General features: G+C 72.5%; 17 protein-coding genes. 2 read left to right on the forward strand and 15 right to left on the reverse strand.

Going from position 1 to position 16735, the window contains the following annotated elements:
- Positions 1 to 231 precede the first annotated feature (231 nt).
- The gene (locus tag M4J07_RS01995) at positions 232 to 858 is read left to right on the forward strand and encodes an NADH oxidase (protein ID WP_255966448.1); all 627 of its coding nucleotides are present in this window, start codon (positions 232 to 234) and stop codon (positions 856 to 858) included.
- 33 nt (positions 859 to 891) lie between these two features.
- On the opposite strand, the gene M4J07_RS02000 is transcribed toward M4J07_RS01995, so the two are convergent.
- The 4 genes from M4J07_RS02000 to M4J07_RS02015 all read right to left on the reverse strand — a co-directional run bounded on the left by M4J07_RS02000 (position 892) and on the right by M4J07_RS02015 (position 5495).
- Positions 892 to 1500, reverse strand: a complete 609-nt coding sequence (locus tag M4J07_RS02000) for a response regulator transcription factor (protein ID WP_255966450.1) — start codon at positions 1498 to 1500, stop codon at positions 892 to 894.
- Between the two features lie 125 nt (positions 1501 to 1625).
- Positions 1626 to 2804 carry a sensor histidine kinase gene (locus M4J07_RS02005; RefSeq protein ID WP_255966453.1) on the reverse strand — a complete coding sequence of 393 codons (1179 nt, stop codon included), beginning with the start codon at positions 2802 to 2804 and terminating at the stop codon, positions 1626 to 1628.
- Positions 2805 to 2991: 187 nt separating this feature from the next.
- Positions 2992 to 5319 carry a TOMM precursor leader peptide-binding protein gene (locus M4J07_RS02010; protein ID WP_255966455.1) on the reverse strand — a complete coding sequence of 776 codons (2328 nt, stop codon included), beginning with the start codon at positions 5317 to 5319 and terminating at the stop codon, positions 2992 to 2994.
- Positions 5316 to 5495: a hypothetical protein gene (locus M4J07_RS02015; RefSeq protein WP_255966457.1), complete on the reverse strand. Its 180-nt coding sequence runs from the start codon at positions 5493 to 5495 to the stop codon at positions 5316 to 5318. Before M4J07_RS02015 ends, M4J07_RS02010 begins: the two co-directional genes overlap by 4 nt.
- Positions 5496 to 5757: 262 nt before the next feature.
- Here M4J07_RS02015 and M4J07_RS02020 point away from each other — a divergent pair, with 262 nt between their 5' ends.
- Complete coding sequence (locus M4J07_RS02020) at positions 5758 to 5967, forward strand: DUF6059 family protein (protein ID WP_255966459.1); 210 nt, start codon at positions 5758 to 5760, stop codon at positions 5965 to 5967.
- On the opposite strand, the gene M4J07_RS02025 is transcribed toward M4J07_RS02020, so the two are convergent.
- From M4J07_RS02025 to M4J07_RS02075, 11 genes are all read right to left on the reverse strand, one after another.
- Positions 5929 to 6531 (reverse strand): NADPH-dependent FMN reductase, encoded by a 603-nt coding sequence (locus tag M4J07_RS02025; protein WP_255966461.1) that lies wholly within the window; start codon positions 6529 to 6531, stop codon positions 5929 to 5931. The two genes, M4J07_RS02020 and M4J07_RS02025, sit on opposite strands and share 39 nt — an antisense overlap.
- A gap of 52 nt (positions 6532 to 6583) precedes the next feature.
- Positions 6584 to 7861, reverse strand: a complete 1278-nt coding sequence (locus M4J07_RS02030; protein ID WP_255966463.1) for a phytoene desaturase family protein — start codon at positions 7859 to 7861, stop codon at positions 6584 to 6586.
- Positions 7858 to 9354, reverse strand: coding sequence for an aminotransferase class III-fold pyridoxal phosphate-dependent enzyme (locus M4J07_RS02035; RefSeq protein ID WP_255966464.1), 1497 nt, complete (start codon positions 9352 to 9354; stop codon positions 7858 to 7860). Before M4J07_RS02035 ends, M4J07_RS02030 begins: the two co-directional genes overlap by 4 nt.
- 5 nt (positions 9355 to 9359) lie before the next feature.
- Positions 9360 to 10256: a methyltransferase domain-containing protein gene (locus M4J07_RS02040; RefSeq protein WP_255966466.1), complete on the reverse strand. Its 897-nt coding sequence runs from the start codon at positions 10254 to 10256 to the stop codon at positions 9360 to 9362.
- A gap of 43 nt (positions 10257 to 10299) precedes the next feature.
- Positions 10300 to 11415, reverse strand: a complete 1116-nt coding sequence (locus M4J07_RS02045; protein WP_255966468.1) for a type III polyketide synthase — start codon at positions 11413 to 11415, stop codon at positions 10300 to 10302.
- On the reverse strand, positions 11412 to 11891 hold the full coding sequence (locus M4J07_RS02050; protein ID WP_255966470.1) for a hypothetical protein: 480 nt from the start codon (positions 11889 to 11891) through the stop codon (positions 11412 to 11414). The genes M4J07_RS02045 and M4J07_RS02050 overlap by 4 nt, the downstream gene beginning before the upstream one ends.
- A 14-nt stretch (positions 11892 to 11905) precedes the next feature.
- Positions 11906 to 12727, reverse strand: coding sequence for a bifunctional 2-polyprenyl-6-hydroxyphenol methylase/3-demethylubiquinol 3-O-methyltransferase UbiG (gene ubiG / locus M4J07_RS02055; RefSeq protein ID WP_255966472.1), 822 nt, complete (start codon positions 12725 to 12727; stop codon positions 11906 to 11908).
- Positions 12727 to 13929 carry an acyl-CoA dehydrogenase family protein gene (locus M4J07_RS02060; RefSeq protein WP_255966474.1) on the reverse strand — a complete coding sequence of 401 codons (1203 nt, stop codon included), beginning with the start codon at positions 13927 to 13929 and terminating at the stop codon, positions 12727 to 12729. The genes ubiG and M4J07_RS02060 overlap by 1 nt, the downstream gene beginning before the upstream one ends.
- 5 nt (positions 13930 to 13934) lie before the next feature.
- A complete protein-coding gene (locus M4J07_RS02065; protein WP_255966476.1) occupies positions 13935 to 15125 on the reverse strand; it encodes an acyl-CoA dehydrogenase family protein in 1191 nt (396 codons plus the stop codon).
- Positions 15122 to 15397, reverse strand: coding sequence for an acyl carrier protein (locus M4J07_RS02070; protein ID WP_255966486.1), 276 nt, complete (start codon positions 15395 to 15397; stop codon positions 15122 to 15124). Before M4J07_RS02070 ends, M4J07_RS02065 begins: the two co-directional genes overlap by 4 nt.
- 226 nt (positions 15398 to 15623) lie before the next feature.
- Positions 15624 to 16412: a thioesterase II family protein gene (locus tag M4J07_RS02075; protein ID WP_255966488.1), complete on the reverse strand. Its 789-nt coding sequence runs from the start codon at positions 16410 to 16412 to the stop codon at positions 15624 to 15626.
- Between the last annotated feature and the right edge of the window lie 323 nt (positions 16413 to 16735).

Raw genomic sequence — 16735 nt, forward strand, 5'->3', positions numbered from 1 at the left:
ACGCCTCACCTGGCCGGACCGGTGCGGCTGCCGCACCGGCGGGCTGTCTGCTGTCTGCACGGTCATGGCGGAACCGTAGGAAGCACCCCTTGCGACCGGCCAAAGCCGGGCCGCCGACGAGGGACGACGCCGCACCGCACGGACATGAGAAGTTCATGGGGGACGAATGACGACCTGTCTGTCGGGGGCACGGCGACTCGGTGAGAATCGGGCCCGACGAAAGGGGATGACATGTCGCGGGTCGTCGAGGGCCGCGCGCTCCATCTCTGGTCGTTGCACGAGGACGTGACCGTCGAACAGGGCGACACGGACGACGAGTTGGTACTGCGCAGCCGGTTCGGAACCGAGCGGATCAGCGCGCCCACACCCGTGGTGCGCGAGGCGCTCCGGAGGATGCAGCTCGGTCCCGTCCTGCTGGCCAACATCAGCACGCGCCAGCTGCCGGCCGACGGGACGGGTGGGGGCCGGGGCGCGTACCTGGTGCTGTGGCCGATGCTGCGCCGGCTGTCCCACCTGATCGTGCGCACCCTGAGCCTGGAGGACCTGAAGGGGCCGCTGCTGTCCGTCATCACGACCCGGCAGGGCGCCGGGTTCACGCCCGTCGGAGTGTCCGCGCAGCGGCTGATCCGGCTGATGAGCGATGTGTCGATGACCCTGGAGTCGGCGGGTCTCGCCCTGCGGTCCGCGGGGTCGGCGCACTGGGTGCAGCTGCACAGGCCGGAGGCCGTCTGGGTCGTCGGTCTGCTGGCCTGGCCGGTCACCCCGTCCCGGGCCGCGGCGATCCTGCCGCTGCCGCCGGAGGTGACCGAGGCCGTGCTCAGCTATCTGATCGCCGCGGGGATGACGGAGGACTGCTGACCCGGCATCGGCGTCTTCACAGCAGTGGCGTCCTCACAGCAGCCAGCCGGACTCCTGTGCGATCAGGACGGCGTCCAGGCGGTTGCGGGCGTTGAGCTTGGTGGTGATGTTCGTCAGGTAGTTGCGGACCGTGCCGGTGGACAGGTGGAGCTTGTCGGCGATCTCCGAGGGCTCGGCCCCCTTCGAGGCGAGCCGCAGGACCTCGGTCTCCCGCTCCGTCAGCGGGTTCGTCTGCCCGCCCCAGGCCGCCACCGCCAGCTGCGGATCGACCACGCGCATGCCCGCGCCCACCCGCCGTACCGCGGAGGCCAGTTCGGCCGGCGGGGCGTCCTTGAGGAGGTAGCCGTCCACCTTGGCGGCCATCGCCCGCAGCAGGGTGCCGGGACGGCCCATGCTGGTCAGGATGAGGACGTGGCACTGCGGCAGTTCCTCCCGCAGGTTCGCGGAGGCCGTCAGTCCGTCGGTGCCGGGCAGGTCGATGTCGATGACCGCCACGTCGGGGCGGTGCCGTAGTGCCTCGGGGACGATGTCGTCCCCGTTCTCCACCTCACACACGATCTCGATGTCGTGCTCCAGATTCAGCAAGGCCACGAGTGCGCCACGCACCATGTGCATGTCCTCGGCCAGCAGTACACGAATCAACGTGCCGCCCCGTTTCGTCCCCCCGGCCCGCTTTCCGTGGGCCCCGAACGGCGGGGACTCTACCAACAGAACGCCAGTACGAGTATGGAAAGTTCAGGGTTCCAACACCGGCGCGCCGGGCGTGCTCACGCGGCGGGTTGTCGCGGGGCCACGGCCCGTACCTCGAAGGAGCCGTCCGCCAGGACACAGGAGCTGAGCGTTCCGCCGATCTCGCACACTCGCAGGGCGAGGTTCTCCAGGCCGCTGCCGCCGTGCGGGGACGGCGCCGTCGGCTCGTCAGGAACGCCGTCGTTGACCACCGTGAGGGTCATCTCGTCGCGCTCGGCGGTGAGTTCTATCGCGCACCGGGTCGCCTTGCTGTGCCGCAGGACGTTCGTCACGGCCTCCCGGAGCACCGCGGCGAGGACGTTCTCCACCTGGCGGTCGGCCGGCTCCGCCACCACGCGCAGCCGCACCTCCACGTCGGCGGCGTGCAGCACCGACTCCGCCGAGGTGACCTCCTGGTCGAGCGACATGTCGCGGAAGCCGCTCGCGACCCGCCGCACGTCGGCGAGCGACTGGCGGGAGATGGACAGGATGTCGGTCACCTCCTGCGTGGCCCGCTCGGGGTGGGCCGGGATCAGCCGGTGCACGAGCTCGCTCTTCAGCGTGATCGCCGACAGGCTGAAACCGAGGAGGTCGTGCAGGTCCCGGGCGAACCTGAGCCGCTCCCGCACCACTGCGAGCCGGGCCAACTCACCGTGGGCGTCGGCCAGTTCCTGGATCACCTCGCTGAGCCGCGACAGCGCGTAGACCACCAGGCCGGTCAGCAGCGTGGACTGGCACAGGTAGATCGAGTCGACGATCCCCTGGCCGGCCAGGAGCGGCGGCAGGAACATGCTCAGGCCGGTGGCGGCGAACAGCGTCCAGCCGGCCCGGGACGGCAGCAGGAGCAGCAGCGAACCGGCGAAGAACCCGCCCAGCGCTCCCCATTGTGCGTGGTACACGAACAACGGCAGGTAGGTGAGCAGGAGTTGGGCGCCCAGGGTGAGCGCCTTGTCCAGCGGCGGCCTGCGTGCGGCCCATAAGGAGGAGTGCCGCAGCTGGATGAGGAAGACCACGACGAGTCCCGCGACGGCACCGGCCCGGCCGGTGGGGCTCAGGTTCGTGCTGAACACGTTCAGTGCCGTGATGGACGTGTAGCACAGCAGGGCCACGCGCAGGATGACCCGGGCCAGCCGCGGCCCGGGCAGGGCGAGGCCGGACCGGGTTCCTGTCGCGGGAGTGCCTATCGACGCGTCCGCCAGACGCTCACGCAGTCCCATGACCCATGCCCCGTCCCCCCGCGTATACCAGCCTTCATGGACTCCTGCTCCGACCGGAGAGAGTTCGTCTCGGATCATATGGGACTGGCGTGAAGACTGTGGGTGACTTGTGTTGACAGAATGTTGACCGAGTGGCCGGGTTGCTCTTGGGGCAGGGGCGCGAAGTCTCTTACTGCCGGGGGCACTTCTACACGAACAGCGGGACGGGGTTCAGGTCGGCGTACTCCGTCGGACGGGCCAGCCTGCCGAGCTCGACCGGTACGTCGAAGAGCCGCCCCGGTGCCAGCCGCGCCCAGAAGTGCCGCAGGCCGGGCACGATCACCTTGAGCACGGGCAGTTCCAGATCCGGCCGGGTCTGGTCGAGGGCCAGCAGTTCGAGGCCCCGGGCGCGCACCAGATCGTGCACCGCGGTGATGTCGTCCAGGAGATCGGCACATGGTGAGTAGGCCCAACTCCCGGGAACTTTGGGGTGGTTGAGCGTATCGGGGGTCAGGTACGGCTGGTTGGCGAGCGTCGCGGTGCGCCACCAGTGGACGGCGTCGGGGTCGTCGATCCCGTAGCCGGGGCCGCCGGGCCGGCGCGGCAGCACCGCCGGCAGCATCTGGCCCATCTCGGTCAGTGCCCGGCGCAGGGCGACCCGGGGATCGAAGTGGGCGCCGAAGCCGAAGACCACGTCCTGCGTGGGGGCGTCGGTGCGCCGGCTGAGCGCCGCCACGACGGGGATGCCGAAGTCGGAGGTGAGGTCCAGGGCCCACACCTCGCGCCCCATCCGCGCGCACCCCTCGCGGACCCGGTCCACCTCGGGCGCGCCGAACGCGTCGAGGTCCACGGCGGGCTGGCGGGTGCGGTTGTACCACCACAGGGCCACGGCGTCCCGCTCCACCAGCTCCAGGAACCCTTGCAGGAGCGCGTCCTCGGGGCTGCTGCCCGCCGCGTTCCCGTTGGAGTCGCAGGTCAGCCCGTCCTCGGCCGGGGCACCGCTGGAGAAGTAGAGCATCGACGTGGGCAGCAGCCGGTGCCGCCCGGCCGTCATCGACCACACCGGGGTCCAGTCGGTGGGCCGCGTCTCGTCGAACGGCCGCGGCACGTACTGGAAGTGCGAGCCCCGCGCGTTCCACGCGTCGCGGTCGCGCAGCTGCCGCTCCCCGAAGAGCTGGCAGGCGTTGGGGTGCACGGCGTCAGCGCCGAGCGCGCGGTAGCTGTCCCGGACGACGGGCTCGTCGCCCTGGCGCGTACCGCTGTACCGTTCCGCTGCCTCGCCCAGGGCGCTGACCTGCGCCTCGGTCGGGTCGAGCCCCTTGCCTCCGCTCAGGGCCCGCAGGCCCGCGCGCAGACCGGCCAGGTTGTGCGGGCTGAAGGCGAGGTTGTGGCCGGACAGATAGCTGTCGACGAAGTCGGGGGTGCGCGGGGCCCGCCGGATCTCCTTCACGATCCCGGTGACGGGGCCCACGAGGTGGCTGTAGCGCTCCAGCGTCCGGGCCGGTTCCTCGGCCCGGTGACCGTTGCCGTGGCGCATGGTCTTCGGCCGGCTCGACGGGACGAACGGCGCGCCCACCGTCCGCGCCACCAGGTCGGGGTCGCCGCAGACCGGGCACTGGGGGCGCCGGTGCACGGGATGGGCGGACGCCCGCAGCAGCATGGTGTCCAGCGTGTGCACCAGGCCCTGCGCCGGATACCGCATCCCCGCGAGCCACTTGGCGGCTTCCAGGACGGTGAGGTGCACGGCGATGGCGCGGCCCGCGGCCAGCGAGGCGGCGGGCCGCGTCGGCGGCCCCGCCAGCCCCAGCGCGCGCTGCACCGGCCACTCCGAACGCCGGTGTCCGCGCAGCCGGTCGGCCAGACAGGACCAGCACGGGCCCTGCCCCGGACGGAAGATCGGCCCCACCCACGGGTCGGTGCCGCACACCTTGGCCAGCAGCCACGGCGTCCCGTCGGCGCGGTGCCGCGCGTCGACGTCGGCGAGTTCGGGGGAGAGGTAGTCGTCGCACAGGACGAGGGAGAGTCCCGTCGACGTGGTGGGGGCGGCGCCGACGGCGACCGAGAGCCCCGACTCGAGGCACGCGGCGCGCACCGGCTCCGCCTCGATGCCGGGCAGCGCCTCCAACCCGAGGGCGGCGCCCGCCAGTTCGGCCGAGGCTTGGTGGCCGTCGAGGCCCGCCAGGTCCCAGTACGCCTCGGCCATCGGGTCGGCCTGCTCGTCCCGGGTGCCGGCCGGGGCCGCCGGGCGGAAGCCCAGCAACCCCGACCGGGTCAGTGCGTCCAGCGACTGCCCCGCCTCTTCGGCGGGCATCGCGAGGGACGCCTCGCGCAGCACCGAGTCGACGGTGTGCGTACCGTCGAGCAGGGGCACGAGGACCTCCGCCTGCGGGCCGCGCAGCGCGGTGACACCGCGCCGCGAGACCAGATAGGCGGCTTCGCCGGGAACCACGACCGGGCTGAGATGACGCTTGAAGCCCACCAGCGCAGTGACGTCCGGGCGCACCGTCCCGGTTCTGTGCTCCCCGGCACCGGTCATGCCGCGAACTGTCCGGTGGCGTCGTTCGCCGGGACGGAGACGATGCAGATGCTGAACAGCGCGACGTCACACTGTCCCGCGCCGTCCAGGTCCTCGATCACCAGTGACCGGCCGGCCCCGCGGGCCTGGGTGGTGTCGTCGAGGTGGTGAGAGCCGGACGATACTGCGTTGACCATGGGGAAACCTCTCCCTTGAATGTGCCGGGCAGTGAATGTCTGGACGTTGCGAGGTGCGGACGGAGACTCTCCGTGCGGGGGCCGCTGTCTCACGGCCAGAATTCTGCGATTTCCGGCCGGACGCGGACAGTGCTGCCTTCACTTGTGGGGGGTGACGTTTTCACATGCGGCCGATGACCGGCCCTAGTGGCCGTTTAGCGCCGCCCCCGACCATCGGGGCTCCGCGCCGCACCGTCGTGTGCGGCTGCCGAGAGGAGCCCCGATGTTCCGGCCCCTGGGTGTCATCGCCCGCGTCCTGGGCGAGGCGTACAACTGCCTGGTCGCCTATGGGCAGATGTGGCTCTACCTGCCCGACGAGCACCCCCGGTCCACGCTCTCGTATCCGCTGGAGAGGGTCAGGCCGGACATTCCGCTGAGCCCGGTCGAGCGGGCCCTAGACCGACAGCTGCGGGACCTGGACAGCCTCGGCTGACGCGCCGCCCCGGCGCATCGCGGCGAACTCCAGCACCTGGTCCGTGAGGATGTCCAGGCGGCGCGCGGTGCGCGGGTCGGCGCAGGCGCCGGACGCGGCGAACTCCGTGCCGGCCGGCACCACGACGCCCATCGGAACGGCCCAGCCGCGCAACGACTGGGCGCAGGTGCGCAGCGCGGCGAGCGCGGACGCGCCGGCCACCTCGTTCCACGCCACGCTCAGGCAGCCCACGGAGCGCCCGTCCAGGTAGCCGGGCACGTCACCGGCCAGCCCCTCCGTGTGGTCGAGGGCGTTCTTCAGCAGCCCGGACATGCCGCCGTGGTACGTCGGACTGGCCAGCAGCACCCCGTCCGCGGCGCGCAGCGCCGACAGCAGCCGCAGCTCGGCGGCGCAGGGGTTCGTGGTGTCCGGGTCGTAGGGCGGCAGCACCAGTTCGGTGCCGCACACCAGGGTGACCTCGGCTCCCGCCCGGCGGGCCCGCGCCGCGCACGCCCGCAGCGCGGCCGCGGAGACCGAGCCCGAGCGCAACGAGCCCCCGAGCGCGGCGATACGGATCGGACGCATGGCAACTCCGTTGGGTCTGAAGGGACGTGAGTTTCTGACGGGTCTGAGGGCCTCACAGCCGGGCGGCCGCGGCCTCGGCCGCCCGGGTCCCGCTGAGTACGCAGGCGTCCGCGAGCAGACCGGAGGGACCGACCCAGTCGCCCGCCACGAAGACCCCCTGATGGCCGGGGACCCGCACGCCGGGACGGCCCGTCAGACCGCCGGTGCGCGCCTCGGGCAGGGCCGTCATCGTGGTGATGCGCGGCAGGAAGCGCTCGTGCACCAGGGCGTCCTGCCAGCCGGGCTGGGCTTGGTCGAGGAGTTCGTACAGCCGCTTGCGGACCTCGGTCGCGCCGAGCCCGGAGCCGTCGTCGTAGCGCGCCAGGTGCAGCACGGCGCCCCCCTCGGGGGCCAGCCGGGCCGTGCGCGAGAAGACCGACAGGTACAGCGGCTCGTCGACGCCGAAGACGAGCGTGCGGCGCGGGTCGGGCAGCCGGCTCAGCGCCACGTCCAGGCAGGCGGTGTGCAGGGGCCGGGCGACGGGAGCACCCGTGCCCGGCCCGGCCAGACCGAGGAGCCGGCCCGCCGCGCGCTGCGACAGACCGGCGAGCACCACCGACCGGGCGCGCACCGGATGCCCTTCGGCGGTCACCACCCGTGGGCGCGCCCCGCCCTCCACGACCGCGCACCGGGCCCCGGTGCGCAGCTCGACGCCCAGCTCCTTGGCCCGCGCGAGCAGCGCGTCGGTCAGGGTGCGCCAGCCGCCGTCGACATACTCCACACCGCGCCGCACCTCGGCGAAGTGCAGCGACAGCGCGTCCGCGCCGATCATGTCGGGGCGGCCCGTGTAGCTGCTCATGCGCAGCACCGCGAAGGCGGCCTGCCGAGCCCGTTCGGTGGGCAGCCGGTCGCCCAGCCACTGCGCGGCGTCGGTGCCGGCCAGGTCGGTGCGGCCGCGGGCCAGGCCCAGCAGCCGGGCCACCGCGATCCGTTCACGGGGCGAGAGGAGACCGGTGCGCAGCAGCGGCCCGGCCGCCGCGTACCCCGGGTGCAGCGCCCCGTCCCGCAGGGCCAGGGCCCCGCCAAGGTCGGGCGCCCGGCCCGGGACGCGCACGCCAAGGGCCCGCAGCCGGTCCCGGGTGGTGCGGTACAGGGCGCGCGGGCCGAGCCCCAGGTGGAAGCCCTGGTGCTCGGTGGTGCGGGCCCGCCCGCCCGGTTCGCCGCCTCCTTCGAGGAGCAGCACCCGGCGTCCGGGGCCGGCGGCGGAGGCCAGCCGCACGGCCGCCACCAGGCCGGTCAGACCCGCCCCGACGACGACGGCGTCGGCCCGCTCGTCGGCCCCGGCGCTCATGCCCGACCGGTCCCGGGCAGGATGAACGGGAAGCCGTGCCGGTCGAGTTCGCGCGCGGAGTCGGTGACCGCCGACACCAGCGCGTCCAGGTCCTCGGTGCTGTGCGCGCCGCCGGTGAACAGCATCGGCAGGCTGAGCGTGTAGAAGCCGCGCTTGCGCAGCATCAGGGTCAGCAGGAAGAACGCGATGGGGTTCACCGACCCGGCGAACGCCCGGTAGTCGTCGTACGAGTCGTGCTCCAGGAAGCCGAACGAGCCGATGAAGTCGCCGAACCCGACGAGCCGCAGCGGAATGTCCGTCTCGGCGCGGAACGCGGCGAGCCGCTCCTGCACCCGGGCGACCTTCGCCCGGGTCTCGGTGTAGTACGTGTCGCGCTGCTCGTGCAGCAGCCGCAGGCTCGCGTACGAGGCGCACAGCGCCAGGTGGTTGCCGGCATGGGTGGTCTGCACGCAGGTCTTGCGGCCGATGTCGGTCAGCGGCAGCCCGGACGTCTGGGTGTGGTCGAGGAGCGCGGCCCGGCCGCCGACCGCGGACAGCGGGATGCCGAGGCCGCTGAGGACCTTGCCGTAGCAGTACAGGTCGGCCTCGATGCCGAAGTACGCGGCGGCGCCGCCGGGACCGTAGCGGAATCCGGTGAGCACCTCGTCGAGGACGAACGGCACGCGCAGCGCGCGGCAGCGTTCGGAGACCGTCTTCAGGAGCGGGACCGTGTGCTCCACGAACGGGAACGACGAGGACGCCGCTTCGGTCAGCACGCAGGCCAGCTCGTCCTTGTGGCGTTCGATCAGCTCCACGGCCCGCACCGGGTCGTTGGGCAGCACCAGCAGGTCGCGCGGCTCGGCGACCGGCACCCCGGTGAGGGCGGACTGCCGCTCGATACCGCCGTCCGGCGCGTTGCCGGGGAAGGGCTGGGTCGGGTGGCCGTGGTACCAAAAGGCCGTGTTGTGCATGCCGAGGTCGTGCACGCCGTGCAGCGCGCCCTCGAACTTGGCCACCATCCGGCGGCCGGTGTGCGCCCGGGCCAGCCGGATGGCGGCCGCGGTCGCGTCGGTGCCCGAGTTGAGGAACGCGAACTTCTCGCAGTGCGGTACGAACTCGCCCAGCAGATCGACGAGTTGGGCCTCGACCGGGGTGCAGTAGCCGTTGCCGGTGGTGGTCGTGAGGTGGTCGCGGACGAAGTCCACCACCGGCTGCGGGCTGTGCCCGTGCAGCGCCTGCGCGCCGAAGCCGAGGTGACAGTCGGTGTAGGTGTTCCCGTCGGCGTCGAGGATGCGGCTGCCGTGCGCCTCGGTCACCATCAGCGGGAACTGCGGGGAGTGGAAGGGCCAGAAGACGTGGGTGGCGGCGTCCTTGGCGCGCAGTTGCTCGGTCGCCGCGGTCGACGCCTTCTGGCGCTCGGTGAGTTCGCCGAACAGGTCGATCAGCCACGGCTGGGTCAGCAGGTCGGCGACGAGCGACTCGACGGTCGTCGCGGCGGGGGCGGAGGTCGTCATGTCGGTCAGCTCCCGGCCGGCTTGGTCGCGCGCAGCACGCCGTAGTGCATGACCCCGCGCTCGTACGCCTGCTTCATCAGCGGCACCGAGTTGAGGAACCGGAAGATGTCCATGCCCTTGGCGCGGACCAGCTTCCAGATCACCGAGGGGTCGCGGACCACGGGCTTGACGATGTCCGTGGACAGCTTCCAGGTGTCCCACACCTGCTCCGACCAGTCGGCCGTGCGGACGTCGGCCAGGCCCAGTTCGCCCGCGAGCTCCGCGTAGCGCTCCAGCGGGAGGACGTGGGAGACCACGAAGTCGCGGTAGATGCGGTGCAGCAGCCGGGTCTCGTCGGCGTCCAGGCTCTCGTCGCGGGCGCACCAGGTGGCGACCAGGAGGGTGCCGCCCGGCTTGAGGACCCGGGTGCACTCGGCGAGGAACGCCTTCTTGTCCGGCATCAACTCGCAGCTCTCCAGCGCCCACACGACGTCGAAGGTGTCGTCGGGGTAGTCGGTGTGCATCGCGTCGAGCAGCCGGAAGGTGGTCTGGTCGGTGACGCTGGCCTCGCCGGCCTTCGCCTCGGCGCGGCCGATCTGCTCGGCGCTGATGGTGATGCCGTCGACGGTGCAGCCGAGCCGGCTCGCGAGGTGCACCGCGGAGGCGCCGATGCCGCAGCCGGCGTCGAGGACCTTGGCCATCGGCGGCACCGGGCCGAAGGCGATGAGCTCCTCGACCAGGCGCACCTGGGCGGCGTGCCGCCCGCGGTCGGGCTCGCCGTCGGCCCAGTACCCGTGGTGGATGTGCTCCCCCCACAGGTCCTCGTACAGCTCGATCAGCCCGTCGTAGTGGTCCTTGATGGCGGCATGGAGGTCGGGGGTGGTCCAGCGGGGTTCGAGCGCGCTCGTCGTCGTGATCGTCATGGCGGGAAGTCCCTCGGTTCGAGTGTGTCGGGTCGGGGCGGGGTCAGAAGCGGACGAGCGCCGATTCCATGGTCAGTCCGGGCCCGAAGGCCATGAGCACGCCGTACTCGCCGGGGGCGGGCCGTTCCTCGCGCAGGATCCGGTCCAGGATCAGCAGGATCGTGGCGGAGGAGCAGTTGCCGTGGTCGGCGAGGACCGCCCGGGACGGGGCGAGCTGAGTGGGCGTCAGATCGAGCTTCTCGCCCACGAAGTCGATGATCTTCGGGCCGCCGGGGTGGATGCCCCAGTGCCGTACGTCGCCGACGTCCAGGCCGTGCGGGGCGATCAGCCGCTCGACGAACGGGCCGATGCTCTCGCCGATGTAGAACGGCACGTACGGGGAGAGCGTCATCCGGAACGCCTGGTCCTCGATGTGCCAGCTCATCGCGTGCGTGGTCTCGGGGTGGGTCTCGGTGTGCGTCCCGAGGAACACCGGCCCCGGCGTGGCGCCGCCGTCGTCCGCCGCCAGCAGCGTCATCGCGCCCGCGTCGCCGAACAGCGCGTTCACGACGGCCTGTTCAGCGGTGAACTCCGGGCGGTGGTGCACGGAGCAGACCTCGGCGCTGCCGGCCAGCACCAGCTCGTCGGGGCGGGCGGCCAGCGCGTCGAACGCCGTCTTGAGGACGTTGAACGCGGCGTTGCAGCCCATGTGCCCGATGAAGGTGCGCCGCAGGTCGCCCCGGAGCCCGAACTCCTTGGCCAGCAGGATGTCGGGGGTCGGCCCCGCGTACCCGGTGCAACTGGCCATCACGAACGAGCCGATGCGGTCGGTGAGCCGGTCCGCACCCCCGTCGCCCGCCGCGCCCAGGATGCCGCCCACCGTGCTGCGGCTCATCGCCAGGACGTTCTCCTCCCAGGCGGCCATCCGCGGCTTGATCGGCGGATAGCCGTCCGCGTACGCGGTGCGCGGGTCCCAGGCCATGTGCCGGGTGCGCACCCCGGAGCCGCGGAAGATCTCCTCGGCCTTCGCCACGTCCCGGTACCTGTCCCGGTAGTACGTCTCGAACGCGTCCTGCTGCGGGACGACGGTCTCGGGCGCCGCGGTGCGCAGCGAGAGGAGCTTCGCCACGCCGCGGGTCCGGGTGCGGGCGGCCGCCGGGGCCTCGGACACCGTCGTCATGACGCAGCCCCGGCGCCCGACTCGACCCGCTCCTTGATGGCGGTGAGGAAGCCCTCGGTGACCTGGTCGCTCTGCTGCCGCGCGAACGGCTCGACCAGCGGCAGCACCACGGCGGCGATGTCGACGTCGGCCTCGGACCGCGTGTCGATCTCCAGGAAGGTGGTGCCGGGCTCGCTGCCGGGACCGGTGCGGAACTCGCCCCAGGAACGGAAGTTGTGCGCGCCGACCGGCTCCCAGCTGATCCTGGCCTCGTCGGCGGTGTCGAAGCGGGTGCGGTGGTCGGGGGTGTGGCTGACGGCACCGTTGGAGATGGTGGTCAGCACGTAGTGGTAGACGTCGCCGTCCTCGGCCGTGAGGCTTTCCACGCCCGGCATCAGCAGGCCGCAGCCCACGACGTCGAGCAGGAGCGCGCGTACGGCGTCCGGTTCGGCCTTCACCTCGGTGCCGGCGACGCTGGCGGAGCGTATGGAGACCATGGTTGTCCTGTCCTTCACGTGGTGCTTCGTTTGACGGCGTGGCCGATGTAGCTGGCCGAGACGTCACCGGTGAGGGTGAATTCGCCCAGGCGGCGGTGGCGCAGCAGGCCGGGCAGCAGCAGCGGCAGCGACCGGGCGGGGCCGAGCCCGCGGGTGTCGGCGAGCCGCAGTCCGACCGAGGCGAGCAGCACCCGCAGCTCGGCGGGCCGGATGAACATCTTCCAGTTGTGCGTGCCGGGCTTGATGATCCCGAGGAGCTTCTCGGCGACGAGGATGAGCAGCAGATAGCTGCGCACCGTCCGGTTCACCGTGTCGAACAGCAGCACGCCGCCCGGCACCAGCAGCCGGTCGATCTCGGCGAGCGCCGCCGGCAGGTCGTGGAAGTGCTCCAGGACGTCGGAGGCGACGACCGCGTCGGCGCAGCCCGCCGGCAGCCCGGTGCCGTACGCGGAGCCGACCTGGTACGTCACCTCGACGCCGGACGCCGCCGCGTGCCTGCGGGCGGCCTCCACGGTGCCGGGCGACAGGTCGATGCCGGTGACCCGGTAACCGCGCGAGGCGAGCTCCTCCGCGACGAGCCCGCCGCCGCACCCCAGGTCGACCACCCGGATCGTGTCGGCGGCCCGGCCCGGGTGACGCTCCCTGAGGACGCGGTCGAAGTACCCGGTGCGCGCCGGATTCATCTCGTGCAGCGCGCGCAGCGGACCCTCGGTGTTCCACCAGTCGTCGCCGACCTCGTCGTAGTACGCGTTGTCGATCGGCACCAGGTCCGGGTCGAGGGCACCACCGGCGCGGGTCGCGGACGCGGACGGCGTGGACGGTACGGACGTCGTCATCACACCCACCTCGGGGTCTCGACCGGGCTGATGCCGAGGGTCGCCTTGCCGATGAACTCGCGGGACATGTCGTTGCTGAACGGCAGCAGCGGGCCCGCCTTGACGTCCCGCCAGATCTGCCCGATCCGCGAGCCGTCCCGGATCCCGGAACCGCCGATCACCTCGAACGCGGTCGCCACGACGTGCTCGGCCTCATTGGTGATGTGGTACTTCGGGATGCAGGTGTCGGCCACGAACGCCGGCAGGTCGTCGCCCGGGTCCACGTGCCGGGTCGCGTACTCGGTGAGCAGGGCGTCCATCGTCGCGATCGACGACCGCATCCGCGCCACCGCGAACTGGATGCCGGGCAGCCGGGCCAGATCGGACACCGCCGTCGTGGCGCGCCCCCTGGTCCGCTCCACGGCCAGTTCGTAGGCCCGCTCGGCCAGCCCCAGGAACACCGCCGCGAAGCAGTAGTGCCCCCACTGCTGACGCGCCATCACGAACAGCGGGGTCAGCCCGTCGGGGAACACCGAATCGTCGGCGTCGACCCGCAGGCCGTCCAGCTTCAGCGAGTGCGAACCCGTCATCGGCAGCGCGAAGCCGCTCCACGGAGCGACCACCTCGATGCCCTCGGCGGGCTTCTCCACGAAGAACGCCGCCAGGTTGAACGGCGGCTCCAGGTGCGCGTCGTCGAGCCCCGCGGTCACCACCAGGTGCGTGGCCGCGTCGAACCCCGTGGCGAAGTGCTTCAGCCCGTCCAGGACGAAACCGTCCGGCACCCGCCGGGCCGTCGTGGACGGCCGCACCCAGTTGCCGCCCGACCCCTCGTCGGTGAACGGCCCCACCACGAACGCCCCGTCGCGCACCGCGCCGAACATCCGCTCGCGCACGGCCACGCTCAGATCGCTGCGCATCGACCCGGTCAGGACCGCGTGGATGGCCAGCGTGAACGCCGTCGACCCGCAGCCCCCCGCGATGATCCGCAGCAGCCGCGTGTTCTCCTCCAGCGTCGCCTCGAAGCCCCCCAGGTCCGCGGGGACGTTGATCGCGGTGAGCCCGGCGTCCACCAGGTCCCGGATGTTCTCGCCGACGAACTCGCCGGCCCCGTACGCGCTCTGCGAGCGCTCCTCGAAACGCCGGGCCAGGGTCCGGGCGCTGTCCTGCAACTCGGCCCAGCGCACGGCCCGTTCGGTGCCCCGCACCGGTGTGGCGGTGGTCATGGCGATCAGCCCTCCCAGCGGGGTTCGGCGAAGACCGGCACTCCGAGCGCGTGCTTGCCCGCCCACTCGGCGGTCACGTCGGAGTTCGGCGGGACGAGCAGCCCGGCCACCACGTCCCGGTAGGCCCGCTGCAGCGGATGCGCGGACATCAGCGCGGAACCGCCCTGGACCTGCATCGCCAGCGACACCACCTCGTGGGCGAGACGGCACACGCTGTTCTTCATCACGCTCATCTCGATGTAATGACCCAGCGGATCCTCGGCGATCGCCCGGTCGTGATCGGCGCGCACCGACTGGTACAGGTGCGCCTCCGCGGCCGCGAGCCGGGTCCGCATCTCCGCCACCCGGAACTGCACGCCCGGCAGATGGGCGACCGTCCGGTCCAGCACGTGCAGGGTGCGGCCGCGCTGCTCACGCACCACGGTCTCCAGCGCGCCGCGCGCGATCCCGAGGAACACGGACGCGAAACTGCACCACGCCCAGTGCACGCCCTGCATGAACATCAGCGGCAGCGCGCCCGGCTGCCCCACCATGTGCGCGTCCGCGACGAACAGGTCGTCCAGGAGCAGCGAATGACTGCCGGTCGCCCGCATGCCCGCCGCGTCCCACTCGGCCGTGACGCTCACCCCGCGCTCCGGCTTCGGCACCAGGAAACCGACCGGCTCCGGCAGCCCCCGGTCATCGGTCCTGGCCGCCGACAGGAACAGCAGGTCGGCCGCCGGGAAACCGGTGAAGAAGCCCTTGCGCCCGTTGAGCAGGTAACCGCCCTCGACCGGTTCGGCCTTCGTGGTGGGATGCCACCAGTTGCCGCCGACCCCGGGCTCGCTGAACCCGCCCGCGATCACCGCGCCGTCGTCGACGATCGCCCGGTAGGCCCGCTCGGCGGCGGGACCGCCGATGCCCGCGATCATCGCGATGCCGTGGACGTGCATGTTCACCGCGAACGCGGTGCTCGCACAGCCCGTCGCCAGCGTCTCCTGCGCCCGGCACAGCTCCTCCAGCTCCGCGCCGCCACCGCCGTGTTCACGCGGCACCGTCATCGCGGTGTAGCCGGAGGAGACCAGCTCGGCGACGTTCTCGTGCGGGAAGCTGCCCGCCGCGTCGTGCTCCGCGGCCCGGCCGCCGAACCGCTCCGCCAGCTCCTCGGCCAGCGCGACGAAGTCCGTGCGCGCGGGCGCGTCCTGGGTGACGGTCATCGGGCGCCCCCGGCCACCAGCGGCCGCTCCTCGGGCACGGCCAGCGCCAGATAGCGCACCAGGCTGCCGACGGTGTCGCCCTCCGCCCGGGTCGCCATCGCCAGCCAGTCCGAGATCTCCACTCCCGCGTACGTCTCCCGGATGCGCTCGAAGAGCTCGGCCAGCTCCACCGAGTCCAGACCGAGGTCGCCGGTGAGCCGGCTCCGCTCCGTGATGTGCCGCTGGGCCGTCTCGGGGCGCACGGCGGCGAGTTGTTGCGTCAAGGTCGTCATGAAGGCTTGCGCCCGGTCGTCCTGCACATCCGCTCCTGGATATCTGGGGAGAAAAGTGGGTCGAAACCGCGGGAGAAGCTGGTGGTGCGTCGGCTGTGGGGTGCCTTTCGGCCATCGTGGTGGCCTCGGCTGTAGCGGCGGTTGTGCGGCCCGCCCCTCCGGCGGGCTGCCCGCGGGCCCCCGGCCGACGGCCCGGCCCCGCCCGCGATCCGGGCGCGGCCGCCGGTCAGGCGGACAGGGCGCCGGCCAGCACCGGAGCCCTGTCGTACCGACGGACCACGGACGCGAGCTCGCGCAGGAAGGCGTCCTCGTGGGCGCGGATGAAGAAGTGCCCGCCCTGCACCACCCGCACCTCGCAGCCGCGTCCCGCGTGGCGCCGCCAGGCCACCACCTCGGGCACCGACACGAGCCGGTCCTTGGCCCCGATGAACAGGTGCAGCGGCACCCGCACGGCCTCCGCGTCCGGTGCGAAGGACGCCGTGCACAGCTGGAGGTCGTCGCGGGCGACGGGCAGCAGCGCCGCCAGGAACTCGGGGTGCTCCAGGATCACCCGGGGGATTCCGCCCAACCCGGCGAGAGACGCCACGAGTTCCTCGTCACTCGCCCCCGGGTCGGCGATCTTCGGCGCCGGAAGGTGCGGCGCCCGGTACGAACTCAGGGCCAGCGCCATGGGCAGCGGCGCGCCGCGGAGCTGCCGCCGGGCGGTCAGCGCGTACGCCACGAGGGCGCCCATGCTGTGCCCGTAGAACACGTGCGGGTGCTCCAGCTCCGCGTCCAGTTGCTCGTCGAGTTCGGCGACGAGCGCGTGCAGGTCGGTGAAGCGCGGTTCGGTCATCCGGCCCTCCCGGCCGGGCAGCTGGACGGGCAGCACCCGGGCGCCCGCTCCGTGCGCGTCGAGGCCGTGCTGCCAGCGCCGGTAGGCCGACGCCCCGCCGCCCGCGTACGGGAAGCAGAACAGCCGCACCTCGGGCTCGGCGCCGTCCGTCGGGGAGGTGTGGGACAAGTATCGTGTCATTCCGTTCCGCCTCGGGCTCGTCCGGTTCATCTGGACGCCCGCCGGGACCGCGGCACCGTGGGCGGCGGGAAGGACGGACCGGAGGGCGGCGGGCGACCGGGTCCAGGAGTGCGGACGCGCACGGCGCACCTGCCCGACCGGCCGGACATCTCGACGCACGGTGGAGCGGGTCCCGGCAGGCACGCCACGAGTATGTGATTGACCGCTAAAAGACAGCCAAATCGATCTCACTGCCGGCGGCCGCGCTGTGACGACACCTCCGAGCGGGCGCCTGTCTCCCCGGCGATGCCGCGCACCGCCCGCGCCGGACCTTCGCCGAGCAG

It is taken from the genome of Streptomyces longispororuber (assembly GCF_024448165.1).
Taxonomy (GTDB): domain Bacteria; phylum Actinomycetota; class Actinomycetes; order Streptomycetales; family Streptomycetaceae; genus Streptomyces; species Streptomyces longispororuber_A.